The sequence below is a fragment of the Tepidiforma sp. genome (assembly GCF_034433535.1).
Classification (GTDB): Bacteria; Chloroflexota; Dehalococcoidia; order Tepidiformales; family Tepidiformaceae; genus Tepidiforma.
Genome location: NZ_DAOUAO010000067.1, coordinates 1 through 14,231 on the forward strand (window position 1 = coordinate 1; position 14,231 = coordinate 14,231).

General features: G+C 71.0%; 17 protein-coding genes. 13 read left to right on the top strand and 4 right to left on the bottom strand.

Annotation, left to right across the window (positions count from 1 at the left end):
• Window positions 1-487, bottom strand: a 487-nt coding sequence (locus VAE46_RS03485) for a hypothetical protein (RefSeq protein ID WP_322795526.1), incomplete at its 3' end; no start/stop codon positions are given.
• Window positions 488-737: 250 nt separating this feature from the next.
• On the opposite strand from VAE46_RS03485, the gene rplI reads away from it, so the two are divergent.
• The 5 genes from rplI (at window position 738) to VAE46_RS03510 (ending at window position 5,320) form a co-directional block, all read left to right on the top strand.
• The gene (gene rplI, locus VAE46_RS03490) at window positions 738-1,256 is read left to right on the top strand and encodes a 50S ribosomal protein L9 (RefSeq protein ID WP_322795527.1); all 519 of its coding nucleotides are present in this window, start codon (window positions 738-740) and stop codon (window positions 1,254-1,256) included.
• Window positions 1,257-1,337: 81 nt separating this feature from the next.
• Window positions 1,338-2,732: a replicative DNA helicase gene (gene dnaB / locus VAE46_RS03495; protein WP_322795528.1), complete on the top strand. Its 1,395-nt coding sequence runs from the start codon at window positions 1,338-1,340 to the stop codon at window positions 2,730-2,732.
• Entirely contained in the window at window positions 2,716-3,444 is a 729-nt protein-coding gene (locus VAE46_RS03500; protein WP_322795529.1) for a DnaD domain-containing protein, read from the top strand. Before dnaB ends, VAE46_RS03500 begins: the two co-directional genes overlap by 17 nt.
• The gene (locus VAE46_RS03505; RefSeq protein WP_322795530.1) at window positions 3,359-4,759 is read left to right on the top strand and encodes an ATP-binding protein; all 1,401 of its coding nucleotides are present in this window, start codon (window positions 3,359-3,361) and stop codon (window positions 4,757-4,759) included. The genes VAE46_RS03500 and VAE46_RS03505 overlap by 86 nt, the downstream gene beginning before the upstream one ends.
• 27 nt (window positions 4,760-4,786) lie before the next feature.
• Window positions 4,787-5,320 carry a DUF4352 domain-containing protein gene (locus tag VAE46_RS03510; RefSeq protein ID WP_322795531.1) on the top strand — a complete coding sequence of 178 codons (534 nt, stop codon included), beginning with the start codon at window positions 4,787-4,789 and terminating at the stop codon, window positions 5,318-5,320.
• Between the two features lie 6 nt (window positions 5,321-5,326).
• Here the strand turns inward: VAE46_RS03510 and VAE46_RS03515 are convergent, their stop codons facing one another.
• The 3 genes from VAE46_RS03515 to moaD are packed head-to-tail and all read right to left on the bottom strand — an operon-like array spanning window position 5,327 to window position 6,550.
• The gene (locus VAE46_RS03515) at window positions 5,327-5,851 is read right to left on the bottom strand and encodes an NUDIX hydrolase (RefSeq protein ID WP_322795532.1); all 525 of its coding nucleotides are present in this window, start codon (window positions 5,849-5,851) and stop codon (window positions 5,327-5,329) included.
• Window positions 5,848-6,300, bottom strand: a complete 453-nt coding sequence (locus tag VAE46_RS03520; protein WP_322795533.1) for a molybdenum cofactor biosynthesis protein MoaE — start codon at window positions 6,298-6,300, stop codon at window positions 5,848-5,850. The genes VAE46_RS03515 and VAE46_RS03520 overlap by 4 nt, the downstream gene beginning before the upstream one ends.
• Before the next feature lies 1 nt (window position 6,301).
• Complete coding sequence (gene moaD, locus VAE46_RS03525) at window positions 6,302-6,550, bottom strand: molybdopterin converting factor subunit 1 (protein WP_322795534.1); 249 nt, start codon at window positions 6,548-6,550, stop codon at window positions 6,302-6,304.
• 48 nt (window positions 6,551-6,598) lie between these two features.
• On the opposite strand from moaD, the gene VAE46_RS03530 reads away from it, so the two are divergent.
• From VAE46_RS03530 to VAE46_RS03565, 8 genes are all read left to right on the top strand, one after another.
• Window positions 6,599-7,318, top strand: a complete 720-nt coding sequence (locus VAE46_RS03530; protein ID WP_322795535.1) for a ComF family protein — start codon at window positions 6,599-6,601, stop codon at window positions 7,316-7,318.
• Between the two features lie 66 nt (window positions 7,319-7,384).
• Window positions 7,385-8,374: an AAA family ATPase gene (locus tag VAE46_RS03535; RefSeq protein WP_322795536.1), complete on the top strand. Its 990-nt coding sequence runs from the start codon at window positions 7,385-7,387 to the stop codon at window positions 8,372-8,374.
• A gap of 23 nt (window positions 8,375-8,397) precedes the next feature.
• The gene (locus tag VAE46_RS03540; RefSeq protein WP_322795537.1) at window positions 8,398-9,336 is read left to right on the top strand and encodes a DUF58 domain-containing protein; all 939 of its coding nucleotides are present in this window, start codon (window positions 8,398-8,400) and stop codon (window positions 9,334-9,336) included.
• Complete coding sequence (locus tag VAE46_RS03545; protein ID WP_322795538.1) at window positions 9,333-10,238, top strand: hypothetical protein; 906 nt, start codon at window positions 9,333-9,335, stop codon at window positions 10,236-10,238. The genes VAE46_RS03540 and VAE46_RS03545 overlap by 4 nt, the downstream gene beginning before the upstream one ends.
• Entirely contained in the window at window positions 10,235-11,179 is a 945-nt protein-coding gene (locus VAE46_RS03550; protein ID WP_322795539.1) for a VWA domain-containing protein, read from the top strand. The genes VAE46_RS03545 and VAE46_RS03550 overlap by 4 nt, the downstream gene beginning before the upstream one ends.
• Entirely contained in the window at window positions 11,176-12,999 is a 1,824-nt protein-coding gene (locus VAE46_RS03555) for a VWA domain-containing protein (RefSeq protein ID WP_322795540.1), read from the top strand. Before VAE46_RS03550 ends, VAE46_RS03555 begins: the two co-directional genes overlap by 4 nt.
• Window positions 13,000-13,100: 101 nt before the next feature.
• The gene (locus VAE46_RS03560; protein WP_322795541.1) at window positions 13,101-13,346 is read left to right on the top strand and encodes an Lrp/AsnC ligand binding domain-containing protein; all 246 of its coding nucleotides are present in this window, start codon (window positions 13,101-13,103) and stop codon (window positions 13,344-13,346) included.
• A gap of 4 nt (window positions 13,347-13,350) precedes the next feature.
• Window positions 13,351-14,226: a cytochrome c oxidase assembly protein gene (locus VAE46_RS03565; RefSeq protein ID WP_322795542.1), complete on the top strand. Its 876-nt coding sequence runs from the start codon at window positions 13,351-13,353 to the stop codon at window positions 14,224-14,226.
• Window positions 14,227-14,231: the final 5 nt, after the last annotated feature.

Below are 14,231 nucleotides of genomic sequence, written 5' to 3' on the forward strand. Positions count from 1 at the left end.
GCCCGGCCTCATCCCGCAGCCGCCGCGGCAGCAGGTTGTCGCGCGCCACCGGCGAAACCCGCAGAACCGCCTCACCCGGCGTCCACGCCGTCAGGTCCCCCGAGAAGAAGTTGTTGGTCACCAGCCGCGCGTCCCGCACCTGCAGCTGCTCCACCACCAGCGCGAACTCATCCACACCCAGCAGCGGCACCGCCCCGGACCCCATCACCGCCGGGCGCTCGAGCCCGTAGTGCTCCACCAGCCCGCACAGCCGCGCGAAGAAGTCGAACGCACCGCCCCGGTCCGCGTCGATCAGCACCCCGTCCGGCAGCGGCTCGAACACATCCGGGTCATCCGTCGCCACGATCACCGCCTCGAACCCCGCCGCCAGCGCTGCCCGTGCCGAGCACCGGGCAGCCGCCACGCGGGCCCGCGCCAGCATCCCCTCCGCCGCGCCCTCGCCCGTGCCCCCATGAAAGATCACCAGCACCGGCCCGGTGTACCCCACGCCACAAGCCTACGGTCCCCCGCCGTCCCGCAAAACTCCGCCCGCCTCGCCGAACGCGACAGCACCTGTCGCCTGCGTCCGCTATGCATAACCCATGCCGACTGTGAACGTCGCGTCAAAATCGCGCCGACCTGACCATAACGGCTGGAAGCTCTATCCTGAGTCCTCTACCTTCCCCCCGGGATTGCCCCGGGCGGGTTCCTCACCCCGCCGGGTCCCGCCGGGACATCCCGCTTCTCCAGAGGTCACCATGAAAGTCGTCTTTTTCGAGGACGTTGAAGGCACCGCCCAGGCCGGCGAAATCAAGGAAGTCAAGAACGGCTTCGCCCGCAACTACCTCCTGCCCCGGGGAATCGCCGGGCCTACCACCAAAGAGAACCTCCAGCGCGCCAACGCCATCGCCCAGCGCGAGGCCCGGCGGCAGGAGAAGCTCGATGCCGAGGCCCGCGCTATCGCCCAGAAGCTCGAAAACCTGGCCGTCTCCATCGAGGCCCGCGTCGGCGAAACCGGCCGCCTCTTCGGCTCGGTCACGAACCGCGATATCGCGGCCGCCATCGAGCAGGCCACCGGCGTCCAGCTCGAGCATCAGCAGGTGCTTCTGCACGAACCGCTCCGCGAGCTCGGCCCGCGCACCGTCGAAATCAAGTTCACCCGCAATGTGAGCGTCGAAATCACCGTCGACGTCGTCCCCGATGAGGCGTCCCGCCCCATCGTTGAAAAGCTCATGGCAGAGCGCGCCGCGGCCGCTCCCGAAGCCGCCGCGGACTAACCCCGGAAAGGAGGGCGAAGGGGCCGGAACCACCCGCCAGCGCACCACCACCGCGCCATCTCCCCGACCCCCTCCTTCTCCATGACCCTCGCACCCCTCGAACGTCTCCCCCCGCACGACATCGAGGCCGAAGAGGCCGTCATCGCCTCCCTCATGGTCGACCCGGAGGCGATCCTCTCCGTCGTCAACATCCTCAAGCCCTCCGACTTCTTCCGCGAGAAGAACGGCTGGATTTACGACGCCTGCCTCGCCCTCTGGAACCGCGACGAGGTCATCAACCAGATCACCGTCGCCCACGAACTCGCCACCCGCGACCAGCTCGAAGCCGTCGGCGGCCAGGTCTACCTCGCCGACATCATCCGCCGCCTGCCGACCTCGATCGGCGTCGAGTTCTACGCCCGCATCGTCAAGCGCGATGCCACCTACCGCGGGCTCATCCACGCCGCCGCCGCCATCATGCAGATGGCCTACGAGGCCCCCGCCGAAATCGAAACCGTCTTCTCCCGCGCGGAATCCCTCATCCAGCGCCTCCGCGGCGGCGAGACCTTCCGCGACTTCGTCCACATCCGCCAGCTCCTCGATGCTTACCTCGAACAGGACCCCGCCGAGGTCGAGCGCCTCGAGCGCTCCGCCATCCGCACCGGCTTCAGCGACCTCGATACCCTCCTCACCGGCCTCAAGCGCTCCGACCTCATCATCATCGGCGCGCGCCCCAGCGTCGGGAAATCCAGCTTCGCCCTCGGCATCGCCCGCAACGCGGCCATCGAGCAGAAGGCCAACGTCGCCTTCTTCTCGCTCGAAATGTCCGCCGAACAGCTCGCCGTCCGCCTCCTCTCCGCCGAATCCGGCGTCGATGGCAACCGCCTTCGCCTCGGCCAGAACACCGAAATCGAAGAGCGCCGCGTCGTCAACGCCGCTGCCCGCCTTTCCGAGGCCAACATCTGGTTCGATGACTCCCCGCTCCTCACCGTCGCCGAGCTTCGCTCCAAGGCCCGGCGGCTGGCCAGCGAAGCCGGCGGCCTCGACCTCATCGTGATCGACTACCTCCAGCTCATGCAGGGCGAATCCACCGCCTCCCGCGAAAATCGCGTGCAGGAGATCTCCTACATCTCCCGCACTCTCAAGGGCCTCGCCCGCGAACTCGATGTCCCGATCATCGCCCTCGCCCAGCTCTCCCGCGCCATCGAGAACCGCCACCCCCGCATCCCCATGCTCTCCGACCTCCGCGATTCGGGCTCCATCGAACAGGACGCCGACATCGTCATCTTCCTCACCCGCGAGGAGCTCTACGTCACCCCGGAGCAGTGGGCGCAGCAGCACCCCGACCTCCCGGAATCCGCCTACCCCCACGGTGTCGCGCAGGTGATCGTCGCCAAGCACCGCAACGGCCCAACCGGCACCGTCGAGCTGCGCTTCCGCCACCGCATCGCAAAGTTCGAAGACTGGGTCCTCCGCACCGATGACCAGCTCGACTAACCCCCCCGCCTTCCCCGGCTTCCCCGGCATCGCCAGGGGCACCGCCATCCCCAACCTCTTCTTCACGACGGTCCTCCCCGCCCTGGCGGCCCCGGGCGACCTCCTCGCCTTCCTCTGGGTTGCCCACCTCGCCCAGCAGCTCCCTGCGGAGCCGCGCTGCGTCTCCGCCGATGCTATCTGGCAGCACGAACCCGCCCGCCTCGCCTTCGAACGCCTCGCCGGCGGCCGCCCCGGCCTCGATGCCGGTCTCGAAGCCTGCCGGGCGCTCCGGGCGCTGCTCGCCATCGAAGCGACACGCCCCGGCCAAACCGAAACCCTCTACTTCGTGAACAACCCCGCGGCCCGGCGCGCCATCGCCCGCATCCGCGCCGGGGAACTCCAGCTCCCCGGGTATGCGGCCGTCGCGCCCCTCGCCGCGCCCGAGCAGCGGCCCGGCATCTTCCGCCTCTACGAAGAGAACATCGGCACCATCACCCCGCTCGTCGCCGAGCGCCTCGCCGAGGCCGAGGCCACCTACCCCGCAGACTGGGTCGAAGCTGCCTTCCGCGAAGCCGCCGAACGCAACATCCGCAACTGGCGCTACATCGAGCGCATGCTCCAAACCTGGGCCCAGGAGGGTCACCCCGATGAAACGCCTCGACGAGATCCTCTCGAAGACGCGAAACACCGCTATCTCGGCGGCAACTTCGGCCACATCATCAAATACCGCTGAGACCGACGCGGAATCCGGTGACACCCCGCCCTGCCCCATCTGCCACGGCGCCGGCTTCGTCCGCCGCCCGTATCCCGTCGACCACCCCCGCTTCGGCCGCGCCGAACCCTGCGACTGTGTCCTCCAGGAGCGTGAAGACCAGCGCCGCCAGCGCCTCACCCGCCTCTCCAACATCGGCGCCCTCGCCCGCTTCACCTTCGAAACCCTCAATCCGAAGGGCCGGGCCGGCACCGACCCCGCCTTCCCCGCCGCCATCGATGCCGCCCGCGCCTTCGCCCAGGACCCGCCCGGCTGGCTCGTGCTCACCGGCCCCTCCGGTTCGGGCAAGACCCACCTCGCCGCGGCCCTCGCCAACCACCGCATCGCCCTTGGACACCCCGTCCTCTTCATGGTCGTCCCCGACCTCCTCGACCACCTTCGCGCGAGCTACGACACCGACGACGAAGAGCTCGCCTTCAACCGCGTCTTCGAGCAGGTCCGCAACGCCCCGCTGCTCATCCTCGATGACCTCGACGCACCTGCCGGCACGGCCTGGGCCCGCGAAAAGCTCCACCAGGTCGTCAACCACCGCTTCAACCTTGCCCTGCCCACCGTCTTCACGACGACGTCCCCGCCCGAATCCCTCGATGACCGCCTCGCCACCCGCCTGACCGACCCCTCCCTCGCTCGCACCATCCGCCTCGGCGGCGCATCCGGCGCCGCCTATCAGCAGGTCGGCGGGATGAGCCGTGAACGCCTCGCCGCCCTCCAGTTCCGCACCTTCGACCTCCGCCTCCCCGGCCTCAGCCCGGAAGAACGCGCCTCGCTCGAAGCCGCCTTCCGCGCCGCTTCGGCCTTCGCCGAGAACCCCCAGGGCTGGCTGGTGCTCCAGGGCACCAACGGCTGCGGCAAGACCCACCTCGCCGCAGCCATCGCCAATCGCGCCCTCGAATCCGGCCGCTCCGTCTTCTTCGCCGTCGTCCCCGACCTCCTCGACTACCTCCGCGCCTCCTTCGCCCCCGGCCGCGATGCGCCCTACGACGAACTCTTCGAGCGCGTCCGCAACGCCGACCTCCTCGTCCTCGATGACCTCGGTGCCCAGGCCACCACCCCGTGGGCCCAGGAGAAGCTCTACCAGGTCGTGAACTACCGCCACATCGCCGGCCTCCCCACCGTCGTCACCACCGACCAGTCGCTCGATGCCCTGCAGGCTGCCCATCCCCGCATTGTGGCCCGCATCGCCGACCCCCACGCCGGCGTAACGGTCGCCATCCTCGCGCCCCATTACCACCTCGGCCGCACGGCCCCGGCCCGCGGCCCTCGCCGCCCACGCTAAACCCGAACGCCCGCTACCATTTGGCCCGTGAGCTGGCTGCGCGCCCTCCTCATCTTCTTTGCCTGCCTCGGCATCTTCGCCCTCGGCGTCTTCACCTTCGCCGTCCGCGAGGCCGAACGGCTCGAGGTCGCGTCCGGCCAGGGCGTGTACCCGGGTTCGCGCCTCCCGCCGGGCGATGCCCTTGCTTCGCCCACCCCTGCCGCCGGCAGCGACGGCGTGGTCGGCGGCATCCGCTACACCGTGCTCGAACGCCTCGACCCCGAACCGGCCGGCAGCATCCCGGTTTCCGCCGGCGCCCGCCGCGTGGCCCTCCTGCTTCGCCTCGAAGCCGAAACCGCAGCCGTCACCTACAACTTCGCCCTCCTCCGCCTCCGCGGCAGCGATGGTGTCGACTACACCTGGGTCCGCACCGCGCAGGAGCCGCCGCTCCGGCAGGGCACCCTTCGCCCCGGCGAGTCCGTCACCGGCTGGGTCGCCTTCGAACTCCCGCGCGCCGTCGAGCCGGCTGCCCTGCTCCTCGGGAGCGGCACCCGCGCCGTCATCGTCCTCGACGTGCGCTGAACCCGGCTACTCGCCCAGCCCGCGCTGCCGCGCCCAGGCCCGCAGTGCCGCCTCGGTGCTGTCGAACGCCAGCTCGCCCCACGGGATCTCGCCCGGCGCGAACCACCGCACCTCGCTCGTTTCGTGCCCCGGCTCGCCCTCGCCCAGGGCTCGGCCCTCATAGACGATCACCACCACCCCCGGCTCCACCCGCGTGAACACCCCCACCAGCCGAAGGTCGTCCACCGCGAGGTTGGCCTCCTCCAGCGTCTCCCGCATGGCCGCTTCCTCCGCCGTCTCGCCCAGGTCCATGTACCCGCCCGGGAACACCCAGGTTCCGCTGCGCGGCTCGATCGTCCGCCGCACCAGCAGCAGCCGGCCGTCCTCCCGCACCGGGATGACGCCGGCCACCGGGCGCGGGTTCAGGTAGTGAATGAACCCGCAGTCCAGGCACACCAGCCGCCGTTTCGTATCCCCTTCCGGCACGGCCGTGGTCAGCCGCTGGCCACAGTGCATGCAGTATCGGCTAAAGGCGTGCGGGTGCCCCGTCATGGGCGCATGCTCGCCGGCGCCTGCTGCATCCCCAGCGATTCCGGCCCCTCGATCCACTCCTCGCCGTCCTCCCAGACCTCCTTCTTCCAGACCGGAACCCGCTTCTTCACCTCGTCCACGATCCACAGCCCCGCCTCGTACGACTCCCGCCGGTGTCCGCAGCTCACGGCAACCACCAGGCTCGTCTCCCCGATCTCCAGCCGGCCCGTGCGGTGCAGGATCGCCACATCCTCGAGCCCGAACCGCTCCTTCGCCTCCTCCGCGATCGCCCGCATCTCCTTCTCCGCCATCGAAGGGTAGGCGTCGTACACCAGGTGCGAGACACGCCGACCCTTGTTGTGGTCGCGCACCACTCCGAGGAACACGTTGATGGCGCCCGCCGCCGGCGAAGCCACCGCCCGTGCCGCCTCATCCGCCAAAAGCTCGGCTTCCGTCACCCGGATCAGCATCCTACCCTCCAGAAACCGGCGGGATGAGCGCCAGCGTGCTCCCCGGCCGCACCGCCGCCTCCTCCCGCACGTAGGTTTCATCCAGCGCATACATCAGGGTCGGCACGGCCGCCGAAAGCCCCGGAAATCGCTCGAGCAGCCGGTCCCGAATGCTCCCGACCGTTTCACCCTCCCCGACCGGCAGCTCCAGCCGGCGCACGCCCGCGCGCTCCGCCAGCGACGCGAACAGCAGCACCGTTACCGTACCCATGCCGCCATTGTAGCCCCTCCCCGGCAGCCGCTGGCGTATCCTTCCGCCATGCCCCTGCCTGGCCTCGCCGACCTCACGCGCCGCGCCCGCGACCTCCTCTACCCCCTCCGCTGCGTCGGCTGCGGGGCATTCGATACCCCGCTCTGTCCCGCCTGCGAACAGCGCCTCATCCCGGCGAACGGCCCCGGCCGCTGTGCTTTCTGCTCGGCCGCCTGGGACGAACCAACCAACTGCCCCCGCTGTTTTCACCTGCGCGACCTCGCCGGCATCCGCGCCGCCTTCGAACACACCGGGCCCGCGCGCCAGCTCGTCCTCCGCCTCAAGTACCAGCGCTACCGCGACCTTGCCCCCCGCATGTCGGCCGACCTCGCACCCGTCGCAGCCGCACTCCCCGTCGACGCATGGCTGCCTGTTCCCCTCCACCGCTCGCGCCAGCGCGAGCGCGGTTTCAACCAGGCCGAACTCCTCCTCCGCGCCGCTGGTCTCCCCCGCGCTCCGGCCGCCCTCCTGCGTACCCGCAACACCGGCCGCCAGGCGCGACGCTCGTTTCGCGAACGGACGCAGGCGCTCGACGGGGCCTTCCGCGTCGATGGTCCCCGCCTGGACGGCCTTACCGTCGGCCTCGTCGACGACGTCATCACCTCCGGGGCGACCGTGCGCGAATGCGCACGCGTCCTCCGCGACCACGGTGCCCGCGCCGTCTGGGCGCTCGCCTTCACCCGCGCCAGCTACGACCCCGGCCGCCCCGACGACCCCCTCGACGCCTGACCGGATCCGTCGGCTTTACCGGCGGCAGGCCTACAATACGGGCACCCCATAGCCCCGGAGCTCGCTGTGCCGCAGGGCGCCCTCACCCTCTCCCCCTCCGCCGCTCTCGTAGCCGAGACCCTCGCCCGCGTCCGCGCCGAAGTCCACCGCGTCATCATCGGCCAGGATGCCCTCATCGACCGCCTCCTCATTGGGCTCCTCTGCAACGGCCACATTCTCGTCGAAGGCGTGCCTGGCCTCGCCAAGTCATTAACAGTGACCGCCCTCGCCCGCGCCCTCGACCTCCACGCGGTGCGCATCCAGTTCACCCCCGACCTGCTCCCGGCCGACCTCATCGGCACCGAAATCTTCAACGCCCGCGAATCCGCCTTCACCATTCGCAAGGGCCCAATCTTCGCCAACTTCGTCCTCGCCGACGAAATCAACCGCGCGCCGGCCAAGGTCCAGTCCGCGCTGCTCGAAGCGATGCAGGAGCGCCAGGTCACCATCGGCGGCCAAACCTTCCCACTCGATGACCCGTTCCTCGTCATCGCAACCCAAAACCCCATCGAGCAAGAGGGTACCTACCCCCTCCCCGAGGCCCAGCTCGACCGCTTCCTGCTGAAGGTCCGCGTCGATTACCCCTCCCGCGCCGAGGAGCGCCAGGTCCTCGAACTCGGCCTCTCCCCCGAACCGCCGCAGGCGTCGACCGTCGCGTCCCGCGGGGCCATCCAGGCCGCCCGTGCTGCCGTCCACGAGGTGGCCATCGACGACGCGCTCAAGGACTACATCACCCAGCTGGTCGCTGCCACCCGCCGCCCGGCAGCCTACCGCCTGCCCGACCTCCAGCCCCTCATCGCTTTCGGCGCATCGCCCCGCGCGACCATCGCCCTCGCGCTCGCGGCCCGCGCCCATGCCTTCATCCAGGGCCGCGCCTACACGACGCCCGACGACATCAAGGCGATCGCCCACGATGCCCTCCGCCATCGCATCATCACCACGTACGAAGCCGACGCCCGCGAACTCACCGCCGATGACCTCATTACCCGCATCCTCGATGGTGTCGACGTCCCCTGACCGCCAACGGAGGCGCTAACGCCGTGCCCCTCCCACGCCTCCCCTTCCGCCGCCGTTGCGAAGCCCCTGCCGCGCCGCAGGATGGCGGCCTCTCCCCCGAGCTCCTCGCCCGCGTTCGCGCCATCGAACTTCGCGCCCGCCGCCTCGTCAACACGCTCTTCCTCGGCGAGTACCACGCCATCTTCCGCGGCCGCGGCATCGAATTCGATGAACTCCGCCCCTATGTGCCCGGCGATGACCTCCGCTCGCTCGATTGGAAGGCCTTCGCCCGCACCGGCGAACCCTTCATCCGCCGCTACCGCGAAGACCGCGACCTCACCGTCATCTTCCTCGTCGATATCTCCCCCTCGCAGTTCGTCGGCGCCGGGCCGACCCCCAAGGCCGCCCTCGCCGCGGAAATCGCGGCCGTCCTGGCCCTCGCCGCCATCCGCAACAACGACCGCGTCGGCGCGCTCCTCTTCGCCGCCGAAGCCGAACGCTACCTGCGCCCGGCCGGCGGTTCGACCCATGTCCTCCGCCTCATCCGCGAAATCCTCTGGGCCCGTCCCCGGACCCGCGGCACCAGCATCTCCGCCGCCCTCGCCTACCTCATCGGCGTTCATCGCCGGCGCGCGACCGTCTTCCTCATCTCTGATTTCCTTGCACCCATCGAACCCGCCCGCCTCCGCGCAGCCGCCCGCCGTCACGACCTCATCGCGATCTCCGTCCGCGACCCCGTCGATGAGCGCCTCCCCGATGTCGGCATCGTCACACTCGCCGATGCCGAATCAGGCGCCTCGGTCGAGGTCGATACCTCCAGCCCCGCCGTCCGCGAGGCCTACGCCGCCCGCGTGCGCGAGCTCGACGCCGCGCGTCGACGCCTGTTCGGTGAACTCACCATCGATGAAATCCGCGCCGAAGTCGGCCGGGACTACGTGCCGGAACTCCTTCGCTTCTTCCACCGCCGCGGGGCAGCCGCATGAGACCGCTCCTCGCCCTCCTGCTCGTCGTGCTCGCGGCCGCGGCCCTCATCCCGGCAGCAGGCGCCCAGTCGCCCGAACCGGCGGTCGCCATCGAACCCTCCAGCGCCCGCATGGGCGACCACCTTCGCCTCACCGTCCGCCTGCAGCTCCCCGCCGGGCAGAGCCCGGAACTCATCCCTGCGACTGAGGGCTGGGGTGAGTTCGCGCTCGTCGCCCTCGAACCGCCCCGCCTCGTCTCACCGCCTGGCCAGGACCCGGCCACCTGGGAACTGACCGCCACCGTGGCCGCCTTCGCCCTCGGGCGCCAGTCGCTGGTCCCCACCGTCGCGGTCACGTCCGGCTCCGATGTCACTGCCCTGGAGGCGCCGCCCGCCGCCGCCAACATCCTCCCCACGCTCCCGCCCGATGCCCCGCTCGAGCTGACGCCGCTCCCGCCGCCGGCAGCCATCCCCGGCGCCGCCTCGCCCTTCCTGGTCCCGGCGGTCGCGGCTGCGGTCGTGGCTGCCCTCGCGCTCACCCTGGCGGCTCTCGCCCTGGTGGTTCGCCGCCTCCGCTCACGCCCTGCGACCGGGCCCGGCACGCTCCCCGAACCCGCACTTGCCCCCGACCCGCTCCCGCCCGACGAGGCGCTCGCAGCCGACCCCGTCTCCGCCTACCGCGCCATCGCCGCCGCTGTCCGCGCCGACCTCGCCAGCCGTTTCGGCCTGCCGGCTACCGCCCTCACCGCGACCGAACTCCGCGCCCGGCTCGAAGCCGCCGGCGTCGACCGCTGGCTGGCGCGCCTCGCCGGGGGCCTGCTCGAAGAGTGCGACGCCGTCGTCTACGCCGGCTACCGGCCGGCCCATGAGCGCCGCCTCGCCGACCTCGCCCTGGCCCGCGAAATCCTCGGAGGCCATGCGTGAGCGGCCTCGAATTCGCCGCCCCCGCAGCGTTTGCACTGCTCCTCGTGGCGCCTCTTGTCGCCCTGCTGGCTCGCCGCCGTCCCGCACCCCTGTCCGTCCCCTCCACCGCCGCCCTCGAACCGCTCCGCCCGACCCGCCGGCTGCGCCTCGCCCGGGCCCTGCCCGCTCTCAGGGTTCTGGCCGTCGCACTGCTGGTCATCGCCCTCGCCGGCCCCCGCCGCGGCGACGCCCGCACCATCATCCCCGGCGAAGGCATCGACATCGTACTCTCGCTCGACCTCTCCTCCTCGATGCTCCAGCGGTTCGGCGATTCCAACCGCCTCGAGGTGACCAAGGAGGTCGCGCGCGAATTTGTTCGCTCCCGCCAGGATGACCGGGTCGGCATCGTTGTCTTCCAGCAGGATGCCCTCCCCCTTGCGCCGCCCTCCGCGGACTACGCGGCGCTCGACCGCATGATCGCCGACCTGGAATCCGGGATTCTCCCCGATGGCACCGGCATCGGGGTCGGCCTCGCGGCCGCGCTTTCCATGCTCCAGGAGTCCACCGCCGCCAGCCGCGTCGTTATCCTCATCACCGACGGCGAACACAACGCCCCCTCCATCGGCCCGCGCGAAGCTGCCGCCCTCGCCGCCGCCCTGAAGGTTCGCGTCTACACCATCGGCATCGTGAGCAACGACCCCTTCCAGCGCTCCCGAGAAATCGATGAGCAGCTCCTCCGCGATATCGCCGCCGATACTGGCGGGCGCTACTTCGCCGCCACCGGCCCCGGCGAACTCCGCCAGGTCTACGAGGAGATCAGCTCCCTCGAACGCTCGCGGATTACCCGCGAATCCTTCGAAGCCTTCGACGAGTACGGTCCCTGGTTCGCCGCCGCCGCTGCCGGCATCCTCGCAGTCGACCTCCTCCTCCGTGGCACCCTCCTCCGGAGGCTCCCCGCATGAGTGACCTGGCCTTCGCCCACCCCTGGCTGCTCACCCTCCTTCCCCTGCCGCTCTTCGCCTTCGCCGCCTGGGCCTGGGGCGTGCTCAGGGGCGCCGCACGCGCCCGCGCAGTCAGCCGGGACCCGGCGCCCCCGCCCCCGTGGCTCGCTGCCGCCTTCCTCGCCCTCGCCGCGGCTGCCGCCATCCTCGCGGCCGCCCAGCCCCGCTGGGGCACCCGCGTCTCCCAGGTCCCGCGCACCGGCGCCGACCTCGTCATCGTGATGGACATCTCCCGGAGCATGGACGTGAGCGATGTCCAGCCCTCCCGCCTGGCCGCCGCCAAGGAGGCCGCGACCCAGGCCATCGAACGGCTCGCCGGCGACCGCGTCGGCCTCGTCGTCTTTGCCGGCAGCGCCCGTGTCCGCTTCCCGCTCACCACCGACACCGCGGCTGCAGCCCGGGTTATCTCCTCCCTCGAAACCGGCGTCGTCTTCGTCGAAGGAGGCACCGACGTCGCCGCCGGCCTGCAGTTCGCCCGTGAGCTCCTCACCGCCGAGAACCCCGGCGGCCGCCTCGTCCTCCTCCTCACCGATGGCGATAACCTCGGGGGCGACGTCGCCTCGGTCGCCAGCGCCTATCGCGAGGACGGCATCGAACTGCTCGTCGCCGGCACCGGTACCCCCGAAGGCGGCGTCGTCCCCGCCGTCGACCCCTTCACCGGCAGGGTCAGCCCCCGCCTCGACGCCTCGGGCCAGCCCATCCTCTCCCGCCTCGATGAGCCGTTCCTCCGCTCCCTTGCTGCGGCCGCGGGTGGCCGCTACCTCGGCACCGACCTCGCCCTCGTCCCGTCGGCGGTCGAAGGCCGCCTCCGCACCCTCGAACGGACCCGCCTCGATGAGCGCAGCACCACCCTGCCGATCGAGCGCTACCCCATCTTCGCCGCCCTCGCCCTCGCCCTCCTCCTCCTGGCTGCCCTCGCCGAGAGGTACGCCCGCTTCCCGCGCCGCGCCGCGGGCGCCCTCGCCCTCGCTGCGATGCTCCTCGGGGCATGCGCTACCCCGGCCTACGAGGCCAACGAACGCGGGCGCGAAGCACTCGCCCGCCGAGACACCGCCGCCGCCGTCGACGCCTTCCTCGAAGCCCAGGTGCTCCGCCCCGCCAACCCTACCCTCGCCCTCAATCTCGCCGCCGCCTATCACGCCGACGGCCGCTATGAGGACGCCATCCGCTCCGCCCGGCGCGCGCTCGAATCCAACGACCCGGCAATCCGCGCTCGCGCCTTCATCAGCATCGGCCACCACCAGTTCGCCGCTGGCCGACTCCCGGCTGCGCTCTCCGCCTTCCGCGATGCCCTCCTCCTCGACCCCGCCAACGACGACGCCCGCCACGATTACGAGGTCATCCTCCGCCTCCTGGTGCCGCCCACCCCGGAGCCGACCCCTTCGCCCTCGCCCGCGCCAGGCACGTCCGAACCATCTCCCTCGCCCGGCCAGGGCACACCCGGCAGCGGGGGCACGCCCGTTCCCGGGCAGGGCACACCCGGCGGCGATGCGACACCGTCCCCCGGCCAGCCCAGGGCCACCGGCACGCCCATTCCCGGCCAGCCCACCCCGCAGCCCGGCACCGATGGCACCCCCCAGCCCGGGCAGCCCGGCCCCACCATCGCCGGGCTCAACCAGCAGATCCAGGCCATCGACCGCGAAATCCAGCGCCTCCTCCTCGAGGCCGGCGAACAGCCGACCCCGTCACAGGCCCTGCAAATCCTCGAACTGCTCGCCGAGCGCTCCCGCATCGCGGCGCTCCGCGATGCACTCACCGGCCGCCCCGGCACCGACTACTGACCATCGGCTCCGCACGCACCGCCGATCGGCCCCTGCGCGAAAGGCCGACCCGGCTCACCCTCCCACACAGCCCCGCCTTGGCCATGGCGTACACTCCAGTCATGCGCGCAGTCTTCGTCATGATCAAAACCGAGCCCGGCCACACCACCGAAGTCGCCAACCGCGTCGCTGAGGTTCCGTCGTTCTCCGAGTGCTACAGCATCACCGGCCAGTACGACCTCCTCGTCAAGCTCTACGTCGACGACATCGACAGTATCGGCCGCCTGATCGAACGCGAAATCCAGTCCATCCCCCACATCCGCGAAACCTTCACCATCCTCACCTTCGAAGCGTTCGGAGTCCATTGAACCCGTGACCTTCGCCGGCTGGTCCCTCGACCCGTTCTGGCTCCCTTTGGTCGTCGGAGCGGCGGCTGCGGCCATCCTCGCCGCCCGCACCGCCCGCCCGCGCAGCCCCCATCCGCGCTGGCGGCTCATTGCGCTCCTCTCCGGCCTGCTCGCCATCCTGCTCGCAACCGTCACCCCCATCGAGCACCTCGGCAACCAGGTCCTCTGGGTCAACTTCCTGGGCTTCCTGCTGCTCACCATGGTCGCGCCGCCGCTCATCCTGCTTGGCGCGCCGCTCACCCTGGCGTTCCGGGCCGCCGCACCCTCGCAGCGGCGCCGGCTCCGCGCGCTCTACCGCTCCCGCATCGCCGCTGCCCTCACATTCCCGGTGTTCACCTGGCTCGTCTTCGCCGTCGTGACCTACCTCTGGCAGTTCACCCGGCTCACCGAACTCGCCGCCCGCGACCCCATCCTCCGCGACCTTCAGCAGTTCACCCTCCTCCTCGTCGGCCTCCTCTTCTGGCTCCCGGCCGTGGCAACCGACCCCCACCGCTGGCGCCTGCCCTACCCCCTCCGCGCCCTCTACGTCCTCCTCGAAATGACCCACAAGGCGCTCTTCGGCGGCATGTTCCTGAGCATGAACGCCGCCATGCATCGCCATTTCGCCGAAAACGCCCCCGCCTGGGCTCCCGACCCCCTCCTCGACCAGCGCATGGCCATCCTCGTCCTCTGGCTCGGCGGCAACCTCATCTTCGTCGCCGCCCTCATCGCCATCGTTGTCGGCTGGATCCGCTACGAACAGCGCAACCAGCGCCGCGTCGATTACCGCCTCGCCCTCCAGCGCGAAGCCGAGCGCCGCCGCCGCGCCGCCCTCGAGCAGATCTTCCAGCGCCCGGTCTGAGCCGG

Excerpts from the sequence above, each read along its gene's own strand:
- VAE46_RS03515 (WP_322795532.1), bottom strand. The coding sequence starts at position 5,851 with ATGACGGGGCACCCGCACGCCTTTAGCCGATACTGCATGCACTGTGGC.
- dnaB (WP_322795528.1), top strand. The coding sequence starts at position 1,338 with ATGACCCTCGCACCCCTCGAACGTCTCCCCCCGCACGACATCGAGGCC.
- moaD (WP_322795534.1), bottom strand. The coding sequence starts at position 6,550 with ATGGGTACGGTAACGGTGCTGCTGTTCGCGTCGCTGGCGGAGCGCGCG.
- VAE46_RS03560 (WP_322795541.1), top strand. The coding sequence starts at position 13,101 with ATGCGCGCAGTCTTCGTCATGATCAAAACCGAGCCCGGCCACACCACC.
- VAE46_RS03530 (WP_322795535.1), top strand. The coding sequence starts at position 6,599 with ATGCCCCTGCCTGGCCTCGCCGACCTCACGCGCCGCGCCCGCGACCTC.
- VAE46_RS03520 (WP_322795533.1), bottom strand. The coding sequence starts at position 6,300 with ATGCTGATCCGGGTGACGGAAGCCGAGCTTTTGGCGGATGAGGCGGCA.
- VAE46_RS03555 (WP_322795540.1), top strand. The coding sequence starts at position 11,176 with ATGAGTGACCTGGCCTTCGCCCACCCCTGGCTGCTCACCCTCCTTCCC.
- VAE46_RS03545 (WP_322795538.1), top strand. The coding sequence starts at position 9,333 with ATGAGACCGCTCCTCGCCCTCCTGCTCGTCGTGCTCGCGGCCGCGGCC.
- VAE46_RS03505 (WP_322795530.1), top strand. The coding sequence starts at position 3,359 with ATGAAACGCCTCGACGAGATCCTCTCGAAGACGCGAAACACCGCTATC.
- rplI (WP_322795527.1), top strand. The coding sequence starts at position 738 with ATGAAAGTCGTCTTTTTCGAGGACGTTGAAGGCACCGCCCAGGCCGGC.
- VAE46_RS03500 (WP_322795529.1), top strand. The coding sequence starts at position 2,716 with ATGACCAGCTCGACTAACCCCCCCGCCTTCCCCGGCTTCCCCGGCATC.